General features: G+C 74.4%; 16 protein-coding genes. 13 read left to right on the top strand and 3 right to left on the bottom strand.

Annotated elements, in window-relative coordinates; all coding sequences use genetic code 11:
- The coding region (locus LQ51_RS33350; protein ID WP_046564201.1) for a hypothetical protein at positions 1 to 811 on the top strand (811 nt) is incomplete at its 5' end.
- Positions 812 to 837: 26 nt separating this feature from the next.
- On the opposite strand, the gene LQ51_RS08765 is transcribed toward LQ51_RS33350, so the two are convergent.
- A complete protein-coding gene (locus tag LQ51_RS08765) occupies positions 838 to 2,373 on the bottom strand; it encodes a sensor histidine kinase (RefSeq protein ID WP_231605604.1) in 1,536 nt (511 codons plus the stop codon).
- Positions 2,374 to 2,784: 411 nt separating this feature from the next.
- Between LQ51_RS08765 and LQ51_RS08760 the strand changes: the two genes are divergently transcribed.
- From LQ51_RS08760 to LQ51_RS08740, 5 genes are all read left to right on the top strand, one after another.
- Positions 2,785 to 4,443 (top strand): serine/threonine-protein kinase, encoded by a 1,659-nt coding sequence (locus LQ51_RS08760; RefSeq protein ID WP_046564199.1) that lies wholly within the window; start codon positions 2,785 to 2,787, stop codon positions 4,441 to 4,443.
- 54 nt (positions 4,444 to 4,497) lie between these two features.
- Positions 4,498 to 5,619: a hypothetical protein gene (locus LQ51_RS08755; RefSeq protein ID WP_046564198.1), complete on the top strand. Its 1,122-nt coding sequence runs from the start codon at positions 4,498 to 4,500 to the stop codon at positions 5,617 to 5,619.
- Between the two features lie 73 nt (positions 5,620 to 5,692).
- Entirely contained in the window at positions 5,693 to 6,694 is a 1,002-nt protein-coding gene (locus LQ51_RS08750; protein WP_046564197.1) for a mechanosensitive ion channel family protein, read from the top strand.
- A gap of 294 nt (positions 6,695 to 6,988) precedes the next feature.
- Positions 6,989 to 8,341 (top strand): MFS transporter, encoded by a 1,353-nt coding sequence (locus tag LQ51_RS08745; protein WP_082159327.1) that lies wholly within the window; start codon positions 6,989 to 6,991, stop codon positions 8,339 to 8,341.
- A 112-nt stretch (positions 8,342 to 8,453) separates the two neighbouring features.
- On the top strand, positions 8,454 to 10,307 hold the full coding sequence (locus tag LQ51_RS08740) for a transketolase (protein ID WP_046564196.1): 1,854 nt from the start codon (positions 8,454 to 8,456) through the stop codon (positions 10,305 to 10,307).
- Positions 10,308 to 10,394: 87 nt separating this feature from the next.
- Here the strand turns inward: LQ51_RS08740 and LQ51_RS08735 are convergent, their stop codons facing one another.
- Positions 10,395 to 10,826 carry a winged helix-turn-helix transcriptional regulator gene (locus LQ51_RS08735; RefSeq protein ID WP_231605602.1) on the bottom strand — a complete coding sequence of 144 codons (432 nt, stop codon included), beginning with the start codon at positions 10,824 to 10,826 and terminating at the stop codon, positions 10,395 to 10,397.
- A 59-nt stretch (positions 10,827 to 10,885) separates the two neighbouring features.
- Between LQ51_RS08735 and LQ51_RS08730 the strand changes: the two genes are divergently transcribed.
- Both LQ51_RS08730 and LQ51_RS08725 read left to right on the top strand, forming a co-directional pair.
- Entirely contained in the window at positions 10,886 to 11,641 is a 756-nt protein-coding gene (locus LQ51_RS08730) for an NAD(P)-dependent oxidoreductase (RefSeq protein WP_046564202.1), read from the top strand.
- 80 nt (positions 11,642 to 11,721) lie between these two features.
- On the top strand, positions 11,722 to 12,111 hold the full coding sequence (locus LQ51_RS08725; RefSeq protein ID WP_046564194.1) for a DUF2267 domain-containing protein: 390 nt from the start codon (positions 11,722 to 11,724) through the stop codon (positions 12,109 to 12,111).
- A gap of 113 nt (positions 12,112 to 12,224) precedes the next feature.
- Here LQ51_RS08725 and LQ51_RS08720 read toward each other — a convergent pair whose 3' ends face one another.
- A complete protein-coding gene (locus tag LQ51_RS08720; protein WP_046564193.1) occupies positions 12,225 to 12,989 on the bottom strand; it encodes a FadR/GntR family transcriptional regulator in 765 nt (254 codons plus the stop codon).
- Positions 12,990 to 13,125: 136 nt separating this feature from the next.
- Between LQ51_RS08720 and LQ51_RS08715 the strand changes: the two genes are divergently transcribed.
- From LQ51_RS08715 to LQ51_RS08695, 5 genes are all read left to right on the top strand, one after another.
- A complete protein-coding gene (locus LQ51_RS08715; protein ID WP_046564192.1) occupies positions 13,126 to 14,412 on the top strand; it encodes an ABC transporter substrate-binding protein in 1,287 nt (428 codons plus the stop codon).
- A 77-nt stretch (positions 14,413 to 14,489) separates the two neighbouring features.
- Positions 14,490 to 15,437 carry a carbohydrate ABC transporter permease gene (locus LQ51_RS08710; protein ID WP_046564191.1) on the top strand — a complete coding sequence of 316 codons (948 nt, stop codon included), beginning with the start codon at positions 14,490 to 14,492 and terminating at the stop codon, positions 15,435 to 15,437.
- The gene (locus LQ51_RS08705; protein WP_046564190.1) at positions 15,434 to 16,249 is read left to right on the top strand and encodes a carbohydrate ABC transporter permease; all 816 of its coding nucleotides are present in this window, start codon (positions 15,434 to 15,436) and stop codon (positions 16,247 to 16,249) included. Before LQ51_RS08710 ends, LQ51_RS08705 begins: the two co-directional genes overlap by 4 nt.
- Before the next feature lie 7 nt (positions 16,250 to 16,256).
- Positions 16,257 to 17,405: a galactonate dehydratase gene (gene dgoD, locus LQ51_RS08700; protein ID WP_046564189.1), complete on the top strand. Its 1,149-nt coding sequence runs from the start codon at positions 16,257 to 16,259 to the stop codon at positions 17,403 to 17,405.
- Positions 17,406 to 17,409: 4 nt separating this feature from the next.
- On the top strand, positions 17,410 to 18,033 hold the full coding sequence (locus tag LQ51_RS08695; RefSeq protein ID WP_046564188.1) for a bifunctional 4-hydroxy-2-oxoglutarate aldolase/2-dehydro-3-deoxy-phosphogluconate aldolase: 624 nt from the start codon (positions 17,410 to 17,412) through the stop codon (positions 18,031 to 18,033).
- The last annotated feature ends 107 nt before the right edge of the window (positions 18,034 to 18,140 follow it).

The following is an 18,140-nucleotide window of genomic DNA, read 5'->3' as shown; positions in this document are numbered from 1 at the left end:
CACCAAGGGCCTGCTCGACCAGGCACTGCCGGCCCCGTCGCTGCCGCCGCCGTACCGGCCGGGCGGCCCGGACGCGGTGGACTGGCTGCGGGTCGCCGGCTGGGCGGCCGTCGCGCTCGCCGCGCTGGCCGGGCTGCGCCGCGTCGCGGCCGGGCTGGCCTGGGCCGGGGTGGCCGCCTGGCTGATACTGGTCGGGCCGGGCGTCGTGGACCAGCCGAGCTACGTGGTGGACACCCTGCCCCAGTTCGCGCTCGCCCTCGTGGCGGCCGCCGCGCTCACCGTCCCCGCGCCAGCCCGGCGGGCGGTGGCGGTGCTCGGTCCGGGCCGCCTGGTGGCGCTGGTGCTCGCCGCCCTGTCGACGGTGGCCCTGCTCGAACTTAACCGGGTCAACCGGCCGGGCTTCACCGAGACCACCGGGACCGTCTCGTTCGTGCGGCTGTCGGCGGACATCGACCTGGAGGCCGGCACCTCGCTGGCGCTGTGGCTCTACGTCGCCGGGTTCGCCGCCGCCGGACTGGCCGCGCTGGCGGCCCTGGCCACCCTCGCCGCGCCGGTCCGCCGCCGGGTCGCCGTCCTGCTCGCCCCGGTCGCCGCGCTGGCCCTGGTCATCCAGGGCACGCTGGCCGGGTGGGCGACCTCCACGGTGCACATGGGACACCCGATCCCGCTGGTGCCGGCGCAGTGGGCGGTGTTGGTGCTGGCGCCCCTGGTGACCTTCCTGGCCGGGGTGCTGCTGGTCCGCCGCCGCGAGGAGACGCTGCGGATGGTCGCCCTCGGGCGGGCCGCCGACCGGGAGCGGCCGGCCGGCTGAGCGGGCGGCACCGGTGGCCCCACCGCTCAGACCGGGGCCACCGGCGCCGGCTCGCCCGCCTGCGCCGGCACGCCCGCCTGCGCCGGCACGCTCACCGGCGCCGCCGGCTTCGGCAGCGTGAAGACGAACCGGGCCCCCTCGGCGTACCCGTCGTCCAGGCGCAGCGTGCCGCCGTGGTACTCGACGATCTTCTTGCAGATCGCCAGCCCGATCCCGGTGCCGTCGTACGTGCCTCGGGGGTGCAGCCGCTGGAAGATCAGGAAGATCTTGTCGGCGTACCGCGGCTCGATGCCGATGCCGTTGTCGGCCACCGCGAACGTCCAGCCGGCCTCCTCCTCGACCGCCTCCACCCGGATCCGGGGCACCCGGCCGGGGCGGCGGAACTTCACCGCGTTGCCGAGCAGGTTCTGCCACAGCATGGTCAGCAGGGTCGGATCGCCGTGCACCACCGGCAGCGGATCCGCGACGACCTCGGCGCCCGCCTCGGCGATCGGCCCGGACAGGTTCGACTCGGCCTGGGCCAGCACCTCGGCCAGGTTCACCTCGCGGTCGTCGCTGTACACCCGGCCGATCCGGGAGAACGCCAGCAGGTCGTTGATCAGGTTCTGCATCCGGGTCGCCCCGTCCACCGCGTAGCCGATGTACTGGCGGGCCCGGTCGTCGAGCTGTTCGCCGTAGCGGCGCTGGAGCATCTGGCAGAACGACGCCACCTTGCGCAGCGGCTCCTGCAGGTCGTGCGAGGCCACGTAGGCGAACTGCTCCAGGTCCTCGTTGGACCGGCGCAGCTCCGCGGCCTGCTCCTCCAGCGCGTCCCGGTGCCGCCGGCTGGTCTTCAACGCGTCGACCACGCGCTGCCGCATGGTCTCCACGTCGGCGGTCAGCCGGGCGATGTCGGCCGGCCCCTCGGCGGTGAGCCGGTGGTCGAAGTCACCCCCGGCGACCCGCCGCACCGAGGCGCCGAGCCCGCTCAGTGGGCGCAGCACGGTCACCCGGACCAGCGCCGCGATGACCACGCTGGACAGCAGCAGCGCCGCCAGGATCGATACGAAGAGCAGGTCGCGCAGGGCCCGGGCGTCGTCCAGGTCGGCCCGGCCGGCCGCCTGCACCCGGTCCAACCGGGCCTCCAGCGCGGTCAACGCCCGGCGGGCCACCTCGAAGGCGAGCCCGCCGCGCTCCACCACCGGGGCCAGCTCCGCCGCCGTCGCGCCGCCCTGCCGGGCGGCGATCAGCCGGGCGGGGAAGTCGGCCCGCCAGCGGTCGGCCAGCGCGAGCGCCGCGTCCAGGTCCCGGCGCGCCGCCGGCTCGTCCGCGAGCAGCGCGCGGACCCGCTGCGCGGTGGCCCGCTCCTCGACCACCCCCTGCTCGTACGGGCCGAGCAGCGCCGGGTTGCCGGTGATGACGTACCCGCGCACGGCCGCCACCTGCTCCAGCAGGCCGCTCTCCAGCCGGCTCACCGCGGTGCGTGCCGGCGCGATCCGGTCGGCCAACCGGTTGGAGACCGCGGCCGTGTGCGCGAGCGCCGCCGCACCCACCCCGCCGCCGGCGAGCACCAGGACGGTCATGGCAAGCATCATCACGCTCAGCCGCCGGCTGGTCGTCATCGGCGACCGTCGACGCTCGGGGGCGGCTCCGGCCGCCGTCGCTGCGCTGCTCACCGCAGCACAGTAGCCGAGCGCCCGGCCGGTCGCGGCGAGCGTCGCCCGGCCGGGCGGGTGGCCCGGTCGCGGTCAGCCGACCGCGGGGTTGCCGGCGTCTGCTACCAGTGGCGGAGTGTCCGTTACCGACCATGCCCCGGGCCCGCCGCCGGGCCCGTGCGCGACCGATCCCGGACCGGGCCGGCGTCCTCGCGCGAGCGTCGACGTCCGGCCGCCGGAAACACCCGATGCGCCGATGGCCGGCGCCTCGCCGGCGGCCAGAATGATCGGCGAGGCGGACGCCGACACCCGCCCCTGGATCGCCGTGGAGTTCCTCGCATGAGCGGGTGGCAGCTGTCCGGTTACACACCGGTGCGTCAGCTCGGCGCCGGCGCGTCGGGCAGCGTCGTGCTCGCCACCCACGACCCGACCGGCACCCCCGTCGCCATCAAGTACCTGGTGCGCGACATCGGCGACGACCCGTCGTTCCGGACCGCCTTCCGGGAGGAGGCCCGGCTCCTCGGCGCCATCGACGACCCGCACGTCTCCCGGCTCTACGAGTACGTCGAGTCCGCCGACGGCGCGGCCATCGTGATGGAACTGGTCAACGGGGTGTCGCTGCGGCAGATGCTGCGGGCACACGGCCCGACCACGCCGGAATCGGCGCTCTGCGTACTCAAGGGCTCCCTCGCCGGCCTCGCCGCCGCGCACGCCCACGGCGTCGTGCACCGCGACTACAAGCCGGAGAACGTGCTGGTCACCGGCGACGGGCTGAGCAAGCTCGCCGACTTCGGCATCGCCGTGCCGATCGGGCAGGGCACCGGCACGACGGTCTCCGGCACCCCCCGTTACATGGCCCCCGAGCAGTGGACCGGCGCCCCGGCCAGCCCGGCCTGCGACATCTACGCCGCGACCGCCACCTTCTTCGAGTGCCTCACCGGCCGGCCGCCGTACCAGGGACGGGACCTGCTCACCCTGCGCGAGCAGCACGCGTCCGCGCCGATCCCGACCGATCCGGCCCCGGTGCCGGTGCACGACCTGCTCCGGCACGGCATGGCCAAGCAGCCCGGCGACCGCCCGCAGCCCGCCCAGGTGTTCCTGGCCGTCCTCGACCAGACGGCCGGCGAGGCGTACGGGCCGGAGTGGGAGGAACGCGGCCTGCGCGAGCTGGCCCGCCGGGCCGCCCTGCTCGCCGCGCTGTGGCCGTTCCCGGACGGCAGCTCCGGCGCCACCAGCCTGGCCAGCAGTGTGCTCGGCGCGGACCCGGGTGGTGCCCCGCCGCGCCGGGGCCTGGTCCACCGTGGCCGAAAGCGGACGGCGCTGGTCGGCGGCGCGCTCGTCGCGGCCCTGCTGGTCGGCGGCGCCGGCTACCGCTACGCCGCGCACGACGATCCCGCCGGCGCGGCCGGCGCGGCCGGACCACCCGGATCGGCCGGTCCGGCCCCGAGCGGCCCACCGGCCACCGGCCCGACGGCCGTCCCGGCGTCGACCCCGGCCCCCAGCCTGTCGGCGACCGGCACCCCGCCGGCCACCCCGGGCGGCACCCCCACCCGCACCGGTTCCGCCGCGCCCACCGCGTCGACGGTCCGCACCAGCGCCCCCGCGCCGACCCCGACGACCAGCACCTCGCCGCCGCCCCCGCCGGACGTCACCGCACCGGTCGTCGGCGCCGTCGGCGGCGACCCCGGCGAGCTGGTCCCGGACGGCTGCCCCTACGGCTACCGGACCAGCACGATCAGCGTGACGGCCACCGACGACCGCACCGGCCCGGCCGCGCTGAAGGTGACCTTCCGCTATGCCCTGGCGGGCAGCAGCTCGACCGTCGCGATGAGTCCGGTCGGGCGGGGAGGGTTCCAGGGCACGCTCGGGCCGCTGCCGAAACCCGCGAAGAGCAGCCGCCTCCTGATCCAGGTCACCGCCGTCGACGCCGCCGGCAACACCGCCACCTCGGCCAGCCCGGCCTACGTGACGCTCTACGCAGACTGCCCCATCGGTTAGGAGTCACGACGTGACCGATGTCCACACCGTCACCACCGCCCGGGGACGGCTCGGGTGACCCGGCCGGACGACCCCACCGAGGCGCTGCCCACCCGCGCGCTGCCGGTCGACCCGTCGGCGACCGTCGACCTCGACCGCACCCTGCCGGCCGGCGGTGTCGAACCCGCCGTGCCCCGGCCCGCCACCGACGCGACCGTGCGCCTCGCCGCGTCGGATGCGACGGTGCATCTCGCGGCGTCGGAGGCGACGGTGCACCTCGCCGGGTCGGATACGACCGCGCATCTCGCGGCGTCGGATGCGACCGTGCACCTCGCCGGGTCGGATACGACCGCGCATCTCGCGGCGTCGGACGCGACGGTGCACCTCGCCGGGTCGGATGCGAACCGGTCCCTCGCCGCGCCGGACCGGACGGTGCCGTTCGGACAGTTCGGGGCCGGCTCCGGCAGCATCGGCGGAGCGTCGGGGATGACCCTGCCCGCCGGCCCGGTCACCGGCGCGGGCAACCCCACCCAGGTCGGCGGGGTGCCGGGCGGCACCTGGCCCGCCGGCCCGGTCACCGGCGCGGGCGTGCCGACCCAGGGCACCGGGCCGGCCACCGGTTACGGCGGGACGACGGGCGCGTACCACGGGGGAGCGGCCGCGGCCCGGACGGCGGGTGACCCGGCCCGGCCGGCGTCCGGCGAGCTGCGCTTCGGACCCGGGGTACCGGCCACGCCGCCGCCCGCCCCGCCCTGGCCGGCCGAGATCCCGGCGCGCCGCCCCCGGCCGCGGTGGCGCCGGCTGGTCTCGGTGCTGTCCAGCCTGCTCACCGCCGCGCTGCTGCTGGTGGTCGCGCTCTACCTGTGGCAGCGGCTCAGCCCGCTGGAGGTCGAGGGCGTCACGGTGGCGGTGCCGCGGCCGGCCGGCGAGCGCTGCGACGTCACCGTCGACGTGGTGGCCACGGTGCACACGAACGGCCGGGGCGGGGTCATCCGCTACCAGTGGTTCCGTTCGGACGCGCCACCGGGCGCGCTGCTCAGCGAGCGGGTCGGCCGGGGCGAGCGGACGGTGACGTTGACGCTCAAGTGGACGTTCAGCGGGGTGGGTGCCACCACCGAGACCGCCACCGTCAACCTCATCGAGCCGTCCCCGCTGCAGGCCGGCACGCAGGTGGCGTACCGCTGCGCCGGGGGCTGACCGGGGTTTTCCGGACGGGCGGTCCGGGTAGGTCCAGGCGGACCGACCTGAACCTCTGCGTGGAGGCCCTTCGATGAAAGACAACTTCGGCGACGCGGTGGGCGACGCGTTCCGCTCGGTGATGCTGTTCCTGCCCAAGGCCGTCGCCTTCATCGCGATCCTGGTGGTCGGCTGGCTGATCGCCAAGGCCGTCCGGAAGCTGGTCGACGCGGTCCTGGAGCGGGTGCACTTCGACCGCGCCGTGGAGCGCGGCGGCATCAAGACCGCCCTGGCCCGCTCCCGCTACGACGCCAGCGACATCGTCGCGAAGCTGGCGTACTACGCCGTGCTGCTGGTCACCCTCCAGCTCGCCTTCGGCATCTGGGGTCCGAACCCGATCTCGGACCTGATCGCCGGGGTCATCGCCTGGCTGCCCCGGGCGTTCGTGGCCATCGTCATCGTGGTGGTGGCCGCGGCCATCGCCAAGGCCGTCAAGGACATCATCTCCAGCGCGCTCGGTGGCCTCTCCTACGGCCGGATCCTGGCCAACATCGCCTCCGTCTTCATCCTCGGTCTGGGCATCATCGCCGCGCTCAACCAGATCGGCGTCGCCACCGCGGTCACCACCCCGGTGCTGATCGCCGTCCTGGCCACCGTGGGCGGCATCCTGGTCGTCGGCGTCGGCGGTGGGTTGGTCCGTCCGATGCAGAGCCGCTGGGAGAACTGGCTGACCCGCGCCGAGGAGGAGTCCCGCACCATCGCCACCCACGCCCGCGCCTACCAGGCCGGTCGGCGCGACGTCGAGGCGCGGCTGAGCCGGCCCGACCCGTACGCCGGGTCGGACCTGACCCAGCCGGTGGCGCGGGACGCCGAGGCCGACCGCACCCAGCCGGTGGCGCGGGACGCCGAGGCCGACCGCACCCAGCCGGTCCCGGCGTACGGGCCGGCGGAGGCCACCCAGCCGGTCGCCCCGTACGCCGAGGCGGAGCGCACCCAGCCCACGACCGCGCCGCGCCAGCCCACCGCCGAGCAGGCGGCGGACAGCGAGGCCACCATGGTCATCCCGGCGGCGGACGTGGAGAAGTTCCGCCGCTGAGCCACCGGATCGACGCAGCGGGGTGGGAACCGACACCGGGTCCCACCCCGCTGCGCGTTCCGGCGCCGCCCACCCGCGCCGGCCGATGCCCGCTGCCGGTACACCGCGCCGGGCGATGCCGTCGCCGGTGCACCTCGCCGGCCGATGCCCGCCGCCGGGGCACCCGGACCGGCCGCGTGCCGGATAGCATCGGCGCATGACCTGGCGATGTTGATCCTGCCCTGACGGCCGTGGCCGCGGGCCGCCACGGACACCGCACCTCCGGTGTCCGTCGCGTCCTCGTGGGAAGGCCTCATGATCATTATTCCGGCGCGCGCGCCCGGGACCCGGCCGCTGGCGGCCGCGCTCTACGGCTACGCGTTCCTCACCGACTTCGTCCTGCTCTATCCGCTGTACGCGCTGCTGTTCGCCGACGCCGGGCTGTCGGTCGGGCAGATCTCCACGCTCTTCGTGCTCTGGTCGGCCACCGGCCTGGCGCTCGAGGTGCCCTCCGGCGCCTGGGCCGACGCGGTGTCCCGGCGGCTGCTGCTCGGGCTGGCCCCGCTGCTGCCGGCCGTCGCGTTCGCGCTCTGGGTGCTGGTCCCCTCGTACCCGGTCTTCGCCGTCGGCTTCGTGCTCTGGGGCGCGGGCGGGGCGCTGCGCTCCGGCGCCCTGGAGGCGCTGGTCTTCACCGAACTCGACCGGGTCGGCGCCACCGACCGGTACGCCCGCCTGATCGGCCGGGCCCGTACCGCCGGGGTGGCCGCCGCGGCGGGCGCGGGCGCCCTCGCCGGTCCGGTCTTCGCCGCCGGCGGGTACCGGGCGGTCGCGCTGGCCAGCGTCGGCGCGTGCCTGCTCGCCGCCGCCGTGGCGACCCGGTTCCCGGAACACCGCCCGGCGTCCGCCGACGCCGCCGCCGATCCCACCGGCCGAGCCGATTCCGCCGCCGACGCCACCGCCCAGGCCGCCCGCGCCGGCGGGACCGGGGCGGCGGCCGGGGACGGTGGTCCCGGCTGGCTGGGCAGCCTGCGGGCCGGCGTGGCCGAGGCCCGGGCCGACCGGAGGGTACGCGGGGCGCTGCTGCTCGTCCCGGCGGTGAGCGCCGTCTGGGGCGGCCTCGACGAGTACACCGGGCTGCTGGCCCGGGACACCGGCGTGGGCGAGGCCAGCGTGCCGCTGCTGCTCCTGCTGCTGTGGGCCGGGATGACCGTGGGCGGGCTGCTCGCGCCGGCGGGGGAGCGGCTGCGCACCGGCGGGTACGCCGGCCTGCTGGTGTTCGCCGCGGTGGCGCTGGCGGCCGGTGCCCTGGTCGGGCATCCGGCGGGCTTCCTGCCGCTCGCGGTGGCGTTCGCCGCGTTCCAGCTCGCCACGGTGCTGGCCGACGTGCGGTTGCAGGCCCGGATCACCGGCACCGCGCGGGCGACCGTGACCTCGGTGGCCGGGATGGCCACCGACCTGACCGTGATCGCCTGCTACGGCGGTTACGGCCTGGTCGCCGGGGCCACCGGCAACGCGGTCGCCTTCGCGCTGGCGGCGCTGCCCTACCTGGCGGTGGCGGTGTGCCTGCTGGCCCGGTCGCGGGCGGCCGGCGGCCGGGCGCCGGGGTCGGGTGCCGGTCCGTCCGAGTGGACAAATAGCCAGTTACCGGAGAAAACTTCCTCTCCCTGACTACGGTAGGTGCGCAAGGCGGCCAGCGCCGCCGCCGCTCCGGGTGGTCCGCCCGGTCCACCGGCGGCGACCTGGCCCCGGCCGGGCGAGGACGGAGGCGATCCCGGTGACCATGGAAGCGGAGCGCACCCTGCGCGACGAGGAACTCGCCGGGCTGGCCGAGCTCGCCGCCCAGCTGCGGGTGGACGCGATCCGGTGCAGCACCCGGGCCGGGTCCGGCCACCCGACCTCCAGCCTCTCCGCGGCCGACCTGCTCGCGGTGCTGATCTCCCGCCACCTCCGCTACGACTGGTCGTTCCCGGGCAACCGCGCCAACGACCACCTGATCTTCTCCAAGGGCCACGCGTCGCCGCTGCTGTACGCGGTCTTCCGGGCGGTCGGCGCGATCAGCGAGCAGGAGCTGCTGGACACCTACCGCCAGGCCGGCTCCCGCCTGCAGGGCCACCCCACCCCGGTCCTGCCCTGGGTGGACGTGGCCACCGGTTCGCTCGGCCAGGGGCTGCCGGCCGGTGTGGGCATCGCGCTGGCCGGGCGGTACCTGGACCGGCTGCCGTTCCACGTCTGGGTGCTCTGCGGCGACAGCGAGATGGCCGAGGGCTCCATCTGGGAGGCGCTGGACAAGGCCGGCCACTACGGGCTGCGCAACCTCACGGCGATCGTCGACGTCAACCGGCTCGGCCAGCGCGGCGCGACCGAGCTGGAGTGGGACCTGGACACCTACCGGCGGCGGGTCGAGGCGTTCGGCTGCCGGGGCATCGTGGTCGACGGCCATGACCTGGGCGCCATCGACGAGGCCCTGGGGCAGGCCCGGGCGGCGACCGGGCCGACCGTGGTGCTCGCCCGGACCGTCAAGGGCAAGGGGGTGCCCGAGATCGAGGACAGTCCGGACTGGCACGGCAAGGCGTTGCCGGCGGACCTGGCCGAGCGGGCCGTGACCGCGCTGGGCGGGGACCGCCGGATCCGGGTCCGCGCGCCGCGACCCGAGCCCGCCCCGCCCACCGGCGCCCCCACGGCCCCGGCACCGACCCTGCCGACGTACGCCAAGGGGGACAAGGTCGCCGTCCGCAACGCGTACGGCGACGCGCTGCGCGCCCTCGGCGGCCGGCCGGACGTGGTCGTCCTCGACGGCGAGGTCAGCGACTCCACCCGCGCCGACAAGTTCGGCGAGGCGTACCCGGACCGGTTCTTCGAGATGTTCATCGCCGAGCAGCAGATGGTCGCCGCCGCGGTCGGCCTCCAGGTGCGCGGCTACCGTCCGTTCGCGGCGACCTTCGCCGCGTTCCTCTCCCGCGCCTACGACTTCATCCGGATGGCCGCGATCTCGCAGGCCGACATCGTGCTGGCCGGCTCGCACGCCGGGGTCGAGATCGGCCCGGACGGCCCGTCGCAGATGGGGCTGGAGGACCTCGCCGCGCTGCGCGCCGTGCCCGGCTCGACGGTGCTCTGCCCCAGCGACGCGGTCTCCTGCGTCGCGCTGGTCGCCCAGCTGCTCGACCGGGAGGGGATCAGCTACCTGCGCACCACCCGCGGCGCGTACCCGGTGCTGTACGACAACGGCGAGGACTTCCCGATCGGCGGCAGCAAACTGCTCCGCGAGGGCGGCGACGTGGCGCTCGTCGGCGCCGGGGTGACCGTGCACACCTGCCTCGCCGCCGCCGACGAGCTGGCCCGGGAAGGCATCGACGCCCGGGTCGTCGACCTGTACTCGATCAAACCGGTGGACCGGCAGCGGCTGCTGGACGCCGTGCACGCCACCGGCGGCCGGCTCGTGGTGGTCGAGGACCACTATCCGGAGGGCGGCCTCGGCTCGGCGGTGCTCGAATCGCTGGCCGACCTCGCCGAGCCGGTCCGCGTCGCCCACCTGGCGGTACGCGGGCTGCCCGGCTCGGGGACGCCGACCCAGCAGATGGACCGGGCCGGCATCGGGGTGACCGCGATCGTCGGCGCGGCGCGCGCCCTGGCCTGAGCCGCCGGCGCCGCCGCCCCGACCCCGGCCCGCGGCGCGCGCAGCCGGCCGGCCTCCAGCAGACCGCCTGGACCGACGCGGGCCGGCTCAGCGCCGGTAGGGACCGGGCAGCGCCGCGCCGCCGGTCATGGGCGCCGTCGGCGGCGTTGGGTCGGCCCGGTCGAACGCGTCCCGGGCCCGGGCCAGGTCGCCGTGGTGGCGCCGGGCCCAGCCGCGCGCGTGCTCGATCACGTCCAGCAGGGTGCGGCCCAGCGGCGTCAACTCGTACGCCACGCCGCCGTCGTCGCCGTCGGTCGGATGGCGCCGCACCAGACCGTCCCGCCCCATGGCGGTCAACGTCTCGCCGAGCACCTTCGCGCTGATCGGCCGCAGGTGGCGGCGCAGCACGCCGAACCGTCGCGGGCCGCCCTCCAGGCACAGCACCACCATGGCCGTCCACTTGCCGCCGATCTGGATCGGGAACGCGCTCATCGGGCAGGCCGGATCGAAGGACGGCAGGGGAGGACCGGTCCCGCTCACGCAGCCAGCGTACTGGTTACGTTGCGGTGACCACCCGGGCGGCGGCTACCGTGCGGCGCATGTCCACCGCATCCGAGTCACTCCCGGGACGGGTCGCCGTCTTCGGCGCCGCCGGCCGCGCCGGCCGCGCGATCACCGCCGCCCTGCTCGAGCAGGGCCTGCACGTCGACGCCGTGCTCCGCGAGCCGAGCCGGCACGACCTGCCCACCCATGCGCGGCTGCGCGTGCTGCGGGGCGACGCCCAGCGGCCCGACGAGATGGCCGAGAGCCTGCGCGGCACCGACGCGGTCGTGCTGGCCGTCACGCCGTTCACCGCGCCGCCGTCCTCGTTCGACGGCTTCGACCTGGACTACTACGCCGGCATCGTCCGTGGCGTCGACGCGGTCTGGCAGCGCCCCCGCCGGCGTCTCGTCGCGGTCGGTCTGACGGCCACGTTGCGGCTCGACTCCGGTCAGCCGGTGATGGCCGACCCGACCCTGTTCCCGCCGGGGCTCACGCCGTTCGCCGAGGCGCACGCCCGGCAGTTGCCCGCGCTCGCCGGCACGACGCTGGACTGGGCGATCCTGGCGCCACCGGCGGGCTTCGGCGCCGCGGCGGAGCCGGCCGGGTCCGGCGCCGCAACCGAACCGGCCGGCTCCGGCACCGTGCCCGAGCCGGCGGCCGGGCCGGGCTACCGGCTGGTTCCCGAACCCCTCACCCGCGAGCAGGCGACGGCCCGGCTCACGCACGCCCGGTACGCCCGCGCGGTCGCCGCCGAGGTGGTCCACCCGACCGTGCACGCCGCGCGCGTCGCGGTCGTCCCGGTCGTCGGCTGAGCGCGCCCGGGCGTGACCCGACCGTTTGCGGCCGGCCCGGGCGGGTAGCCACGCTGCCTCCCGGACGGGAAGGGACGGACATGGCGGAGTTGGAGTTCTTCGAGAAGGTGGCCGCCCGCGCGGGCGTGCCGGCGGACACCGCGCGCTCGCTGACCGAGGCCACGCTGCGTACGCTCGGCGAGCGGATCAGCGGCGGCCAGGCGGCCGACCTGGCCGACCATGTGGCGCACGAGCTGCGCCCGCTGCTGTCCCGGGCCCGCTCCGAGGAGCCCGAGGCGTTCGGGCCCGAGGAGTTCCTGCGGCGGGTGGCCGAGCGCGCCGGGCAGCCGCCGGAGGCGGCCGAGCGGGGCGTACGGGCGGTGCTGCAGACCCTGCACCGCGTGGTCGGGCACCGGAAGTTCGAGGGCGCGCTGGCGCAGCTGCCGCGCGAGATCGGCGCGCTGGCCCAGCCGGTGCCCCGCGAGCCCTGACCGGCCCGCCGCCGCGCGGCGCCGCCTGACCGGCCCGACCGGCCTCGCCACCGGCGCGGCCGGTCCACTGCTGGCCGGCGGTCCGGCGCGGCGCTGGAGCCCGCCGGGGCGGGTCAGCGCACCGGGTCGGGCTCGGCCGTCTGCTCCCAGAGCGACCGCATCTCCTCGAACGCCTGCTCCATGAGTTCCACCATGGCCCGCCGGGCGCGTTCGCCGTCGTGCCGCTGGATGGCCTGGGCCACCTCGGCGTGCAGGTGCAGCGCCTGCTCGTGCGGGTGGTGCGGCATGAGGTGGTGCTTGTGCCGGCCGGTGAGTACCTCGGCGACCAGGTCCTGCAGGCGGACGAACATCTCGTTGCCGGAGGCGAGCAGCACCCGCCGGTGGAATTCGATGTCCAGCCGCAGGAAGCGCTCCTCGTCGCCGGCCTTGCCGGCGGCCCACATCTTCGCCGCCAGCCCGACGAGGTCGCTGGCCTCGTCGTGACCGGCCCGGCTGGCGGCCAGCAGGGCGGCGTGCGGCTCGATGGCGGTGCGCAGCTCGGTGATGGACCGCAGCTGGGCGAGGCGGCTCGCCGAGGCCAGCCGCCACCGGATCACCTGTGGGTCGAAGACGTTCCAGTCGTGCGCGGGCCGGATCGTCACCCCGACCCGTCGGCGGGTCTCGATGAACCCGATCGAGGCCAGGACACGCAGCACCTCCCGGACCACCGAGCGGGAGACCTCGTACCGGTCGACCAGGTCGTCGATGTTGAGGACCGCCCCGGGGGCGAACTCGCCGCCGCAGATGGCGGTGCCGAGGTGTTCAAGGACGCGTGCGTGCAGCCCGACCTCGGCCGGAGCGGGCTGGGTGCCGACGACCCCGGAGGAGTACGGTTCCACGCCAAGGATCGTATCAGTTGGGTCAACCCCTTGAATAAATCAGCTTTTTCGGCCTAGCATCCCCTGCTTAAGCGGACGTTACAGCGTTGTGGCGCTCTTCCCCCGGGGCGGCGACCACGAGAAATGGAGAGATGACGTGCGACGTCGATCGATAATCGGTACGTCTCTGGCCGTGGTGGTCGCCATGGGCCTGGCCGCCTGCGGCGGCGGAGAGGACAGCGGCGGTTCGAAGACCCTGCGCGTGACGCTGGTGAACCACGTCTGGACCGAGAACATCAAGAAGGCCCTGCCGGAGTTCGAGAAGCAGACCGGCCTCAAGGTCGAGGTCACCCAGCTCGGTGAGGACCAGCTCTCCGACCAGTACAACGTCAAGCTCAACGCGGGGTCCAGCGACCTCGACGTGATGATGTACCGGCCGCTGCAGGAGGGTAAGCAGTTCGGCAAGAACAAGTACCTGGCCGACCTGACCGAGCGGTCCAAGTCGGACAGTGCCTTCGAGTTCAGCGACTTCCAGGCCGGGCCGGTGCAGGCCACCACGTACGAGGACAAGGTGGTCGGCGTGCCGATCATCACCGAGTCCGAGGTGCTGTACTACCGCAAGGACCTGCTGAAGAAGTCCGGCTTCGACGCGCCGCCGAAGAGCCTGGACGAGCTCAAGGCGCAGGCGGCCAAGGTCGAGGCGGACAACCCGGGGGTCGCCGGCTTCGTGGCCCGCACCGGCAAGTCGGCCGCCGTCACCCAGTTCTCCAGCTTCCTGTACAGCTTCGGCGGTGACTTCGTCGACGCCAACGGCAAGGCCTCGGTCAACACCGAGCAGGCCAAGCAGGCGTACGCCTACTACGGCGGTCTGCTGCGCGAGCACGGCCCGGAGAACATCAGCACCGACATGAGCTGGTCCGAGGCGATGGCCATCTTCACCCAGGGCAAGGCGGCCTTCTACACCGAGGCCAACTCGCTCTACAAGAACGCCACCGACCCGGCCAAGTCGAAGATCTCCGACACCGTCGGCTTCGCGGCCTTCCCGGCCGGCCCGGCCGGCTCGAAGCCCTACAACGTCCCGTCCTGGGCGCTCGGCATCAACGACCAGTCGAAGAACAAGGACAACGCCTGGAAGTTCATCCAGTGGGCAGCCGGCAAGGAGCAGTCGCTGGCGCAGCAGGAGGCCGGCGTCCCCGGCGCCCGTGCCTCGGTCTGGGCCAACCCGCAGGCCATCGCGACCTACCCGAAGGACCTCGCCGAGGCCACCACGGCCAGCACCGCCAACGGCATCGGCCACGACCGTCCGCTGGTCGTGAAGGTCGCCCAGGCGCGTGAGATCGTCGGCCAGCCGATCGTCGACGCGATCACCGGCAAGGACCCGGCCGCCTCGGCGGACGCGGCGAACGAGGCGTTCCAGAAGTTCCTCGACGACGAGGCGAAGTAACCCGGACGCGGGACGGCGGGGCCTGACCGGCTCCGCCGTCCCGCGCCGGGTCCCGGCCCTGAGCACTCGGAGACCTCATGTCAGCCGTCACCACACCCGTCACCAGATCGCCGCAGGCCGGCGCGGGCCCGGCCGAGTCGGGCTGGTCGCGCTGGGCCAACGCGCACCGCAAGTGGCTCTTCGCGGCCCCTGCCATGGCGTTCGTCGCCGTGCTGATCATCTTCCCGGTGGCGTGGACCGGATACCTCAGCCTCACCGACGCCGAGGGTTCGGTCCGCGCCGAGAGCGAGTTCATCGGGTTCCAGAACTACCTCGACGTGCTCGCCGACACCGACCGGTTCTGGCCGGCGGTGTGGCGCACCGTCCTGTTCACCGGCGTCGTGCTCGCCGTCGAGGTCGCGCTCGGCATGGCGATCGCCCTGCTGCTGTGGCGGCCGTTCCGCGGCGAGCGGTGGGTCCGGGTCGCCATCCTGCTGCCGCTGGTCGCCACCCCGGTGGCGGTCGGCATGATGTGGCGGCTGATCTTCGACCCCACCATCGGCATGGCCAACCAGGTGCTCAGCTGGGTCGGCATCGGCCCGCAGCCCTGGCTGTCCGGCCAGAGCAGCGCCCTGCCGACCACGATGTTCATCGACATCTGGCAGTGGACCCCGATGGTGGTGCTGATCCTGCTCGCCGGCCTCACGTCGCTGTCCGACGAGCCGCAGGAGGCCGCCCTCATCGACGGCGCCAGCACCTGGCAGCGGTTCCGGCACGTCACCCTGCCGTTGCTGATGCCCACCGTGATCGTCGCGATCCTGCTGCGCGGCATCGACGCGCTGAAGACCTTCGACATCCTCTACGCGACCAAGGGTCGCGGCGGCGGGTCGTTCCACGAGGTCGAGACGCTCAACGTCTACGCGTACGGGCTGAGCTTCGACTACAACGACTACGGCGTCTCATCGACCGTCCTCATCATCTTCTTCCTGATCATCATCGGGGTGATGTGGGCCCTGACCTACCGCAAGAAGGGGCTGGACCGATGAAGCCGAGCAAGCCGTTCACGGTCTTCCGGGCGGTGGCCCTGGCCGTCGTGGTGCTGGCGCTGATCGCGCCGCTGCTCTGGATGATCGCCGCGTCGTTCAAGACCAACGTCGACATCTACGACACCGGCAAGGCCTTCGTCTTCTCGCCCACCCTGGACAACTACGACAACGTGCTCCAGCGGGCCAACTACGTCCAGTTCATCGGCAACAGCCTCTGGGTGGCGTTCGCCGCCACGCTGCTCTCGCTCGTCCTCGGGGTGCCCGCCGCCTACTCGATGAGCCGGTTCAACATGAAGAAGTCGGCGCTCGTGGTGCTCATGGCCCGGATCATCCCGGGCGTGTCGCTCCTGGTGCCCTGGTACTACGTCTTCTCGAACCTGCAGATGGTCGGCGGGTACACCGTGCTGATCCTCAGCCACATGTTCGTGTCGCTGCCGTTGATCGTCTACATCATGATGGGCTTCTTCGACAGCCTGCCGGAGGACCTGGAAGAGGCGGCGTTGGTCGACGGGCTGACCCACATCGGCGCGTTCCGGCGGATCACCCTGCCGCTGTCCGTGCCCGGCATCGCCACCGCCGGCATCCTGTCCTTCATCTTCTCCTGGAACAACTTCATGTTCGCCCTGGTGCTCTCCGGCGCGGACACGAAGACCCTGCCCGTGGCGATCTTCGACTTCGTCGGGTACGCCAGCATCGACTGGGGCGGCCTGATGGCCGCGGCCACCGTGGTCACCCTGCCGATCATGGTGATCGCCCTGTTCGTGCAGAAGTACATCGTCTCCGGGCTCACCGCCGGCGCCACGAAGGGCTGAGGAAGCCATGACAACGATCGCACGGGTGGAGACGTTCCTCGTCGCGCCGCGGTGGCTGTTCGTCCGGGTCGAGACGGCCGCCGGGATCGTCGGCTGGGGCGAGGCGACCTGCGAGGGTCGCTCCGAGACCGTCCGCACCGCCGTCGAGCAGCTCAGCGAGCTGCTGATCGGCCGGGACGCGCTGCGGATCGAGGACCACTGGCAGGTCCTGACGAAGGCCTCGTTCTACCGGGGCGGGCCGATCCTGGCCAGCGCCGTCGCCGGGCTGGACCAGGCGCTGTGGGACATCGCCGGCAAGCACTACGGCGCCCCGGTGCACCAGCTGCTCGGCGGGCCGGTCCGCGACCGGATCCGGGTCTACGGCTGGGTCGGCGGCGACGAGCCCGCCGAGGTGCGCGACCAGATCAGCGCCGCCGTCGAGACGGGGCTGACCGCCGTGAAGATGAACGCGTCCGGGCGGATGAGCCCGGTCGGCTCGGTCGCCGAGCTCGACGGTGTGGTCGAACGGGTGGCCGCCGCCCGCGAGGTGCTCGGCGACGAACGGGACGTCGCGGTCGACTTCCACGGCCGGTTCAGCCTGGCCACCGCCCGCCGGGTCGCCCCGCTACTCGAGCCGTACCGGCCGTTCTTCCTGGAGGAACCGGTGGTGCCGGAGAACTCGCACCTCATCGGCGAGTTCGTGCGCGCCACGACAACGCCGGTGTCCACCGGGGAACGCCTCTACAACCGGCAGGAGTTCCTCCCGGTGCTGCAGGCCGGCATCGCGGTCGCCCAGCCGGACCTGTCGCACGCCGGCGGCATCACCGAGGTCCGCAAGATCGCCGCGCTGGCCGAGGTGTACGACGTCCAGCTCGCCCCGCACTGCCCGCTCGGCCCGATCGCCCTGGCGTCCTGCCTGCAGGTCGGTTTTGCCACACCCAACTACCTGATCCAGGAACAGAGCATCGGCATCCACTACAACCTCGGCGCCGAGGTGCTCGACTACTGCCTCGACAAGACCCCGCTGACCTTCGTCGACGGGTACGTCGAGCGGCTCACCGCGCCCGGCCTCGGCATCGAGATCGACGAACCGGCCGTCCGGACGGCGGACAAACGCGGCCATGCCTGGCGCAGCCCCACCTGGCGGCACCCCGACGGCTCCTATGCGGAATGGTGAACACATGACTGTCAATCTCGTCACCGAACTCGCCACCGCCCGGATCCTCGCGGTCATCCGGGGCACCGACACCGCCGGCGCCATCGCCGCCGGCACCGCACTGCTGGAGGAGGGCGTCCGGATCGTGGAGGTGGCCCTCACCACGCCGGACGCGGCGCGCGCCGTCGAGGCGCTGCGCGCGGTCGCGCCGGCCGGATCCCTGGTCGGCGCCGGCACCGTGCTCACCGTCGCCGACGTCGCCGAGGTGGCCGCCGCCGGCGCGCAGTTCGTGGTGACGCCGGCGGTGGTCGAGTCGATCGCCGAGGCGGCCCGGCGCGGGCTACCGGTCGCGGCCGGGGCGTTCACCCCGACCGAGGCGTACACCGCGATGCGGTTGGGGGCCTCGGCGATCAAGCTGTTCCCGGCGTCGGTGGGGGGTCCGGCGTACCTGAAGGCGGTGCGCGACCCGTTCCCGGACATCCCGTTCGTCGCCGTCGGCGGCGTCGGCCTGGCCGACCTGCCCGGCTACTTCGGCGCCGGGGCGATCGCGGTCGGCGTCGGCGGCCCGCTGGTCGGCGACGCCGCGTCCGGCGGTGACCTGGACGCCCTGCGCCAGCGGGCCCGGGCCTACCTCGCGGCCGTCGCATGAGCGCCGCCGCCCGCCCGCCCGCCCCGCGCCCGCCCGCCGCGCACCACGCCGCCGTGCGTCCGGGCTCCGCGCACCGCGCCGCAGCGCGGGCCCGCGGCGGCTACCCG

It is taken from the genome of Micromonospora sp. HK10 (assembly GCF_000982955.1).
Classification (GTDB): Bacteria; Actinomycetota; Actinomycetes; order Mycobacteriales; family Micromonosporaceae; genus Micromonospora.
Note: the sequence above shows the minus strand (reverse complement) of the source record. Positions and strands in the feature narration are given on the sequence as shown.

What these genes read in the sequence shown, in the direction of transcription:
- LQ51_RS08760 (WP_046564199.1), top strand. Translation starts at nt 2,785, where the DNA reads ATGAGCGGGTGGCAGCTGTCCGGTTACACACCGGTGCGTCAGCTCGGC.
- LQ51_RS08725 (WP_046564194.1), top strand. Translation starts at nt 11,722, where the DNA reads ATGGCGGAGTTGGAGTTCTTCGAGAAGGTGGCCGCCCGCGCGGGCGTG.
- LQ51_RS08705 (WP_046564190.1), top strand. Translation starts at nt 15,434, where the DNA reads ATGAAGCCGAGCAAGCCGTTCACGGTCTTCCGGGCGGTGGCCCTGGCC.
- LQ51_RS08750 (WP_046564197.1), top strand. Translation starts at nt 5,693, where the DNA reads ATGAAAGACAACTTCGGCGACGCGGTGGGCGACGCGTTCCGCTCGGTG.
- LQ51_RS08745 (WP_082159327.1), top strand. Translation starts at nt 6,989, where the DNA reads ATGATCATTATTCCGGCGCGCGCGCCCGGGACCCGGCCGCTGGCGGCC.
- LQ51_RS08695 (WP_046564188.1), top strand. Translation starts at nt 17,410, where the DNA reads ATGACTGTCAATCTCGTCACCGAACTCGCCACCGCCCGGATCCTCGCG.
- LQ51_RS08710 (WP_046564191.1), top strand. Translation starts at nt 14,490, where the DNA reads ATGTCAGCCGTCACCACACCCGTCACCAGATCGCCGCAGGCCGGCGCG.
- dgoD (WP_046564189.1), top strand. Translation starts at nt 16,257, where the DNA reads ATGACAACGATCGCACGGGTGGAGACGTTCCTCGTCGCGCCGCGGTGG.
- LQ51_RS08765 (WP_231605604.1), bottom strand. Translation starts at nt 2,373, where the DNA reads ATGACCGTCCTGGTGCTCGCCGGCGGCGGGGTGGGTGCGGCGGCGCTC.
- LQ51_RS08730 (WP_046564202.1), top strand. Translation starts at nt 10,886, where the DNA reads ATGTCCACCGCATCCGAGTCACTCCCGGGACGGGTCGCCGTCTTCGGC.
- LQ51_RS08740 (WP_046564196.1), top strand. Translation starts at nt 8,454, where the DNA reads ATGGAAGCGGAGCGCACCCTGCGCGACGAGGAACTCGCCGGGCTGGCC.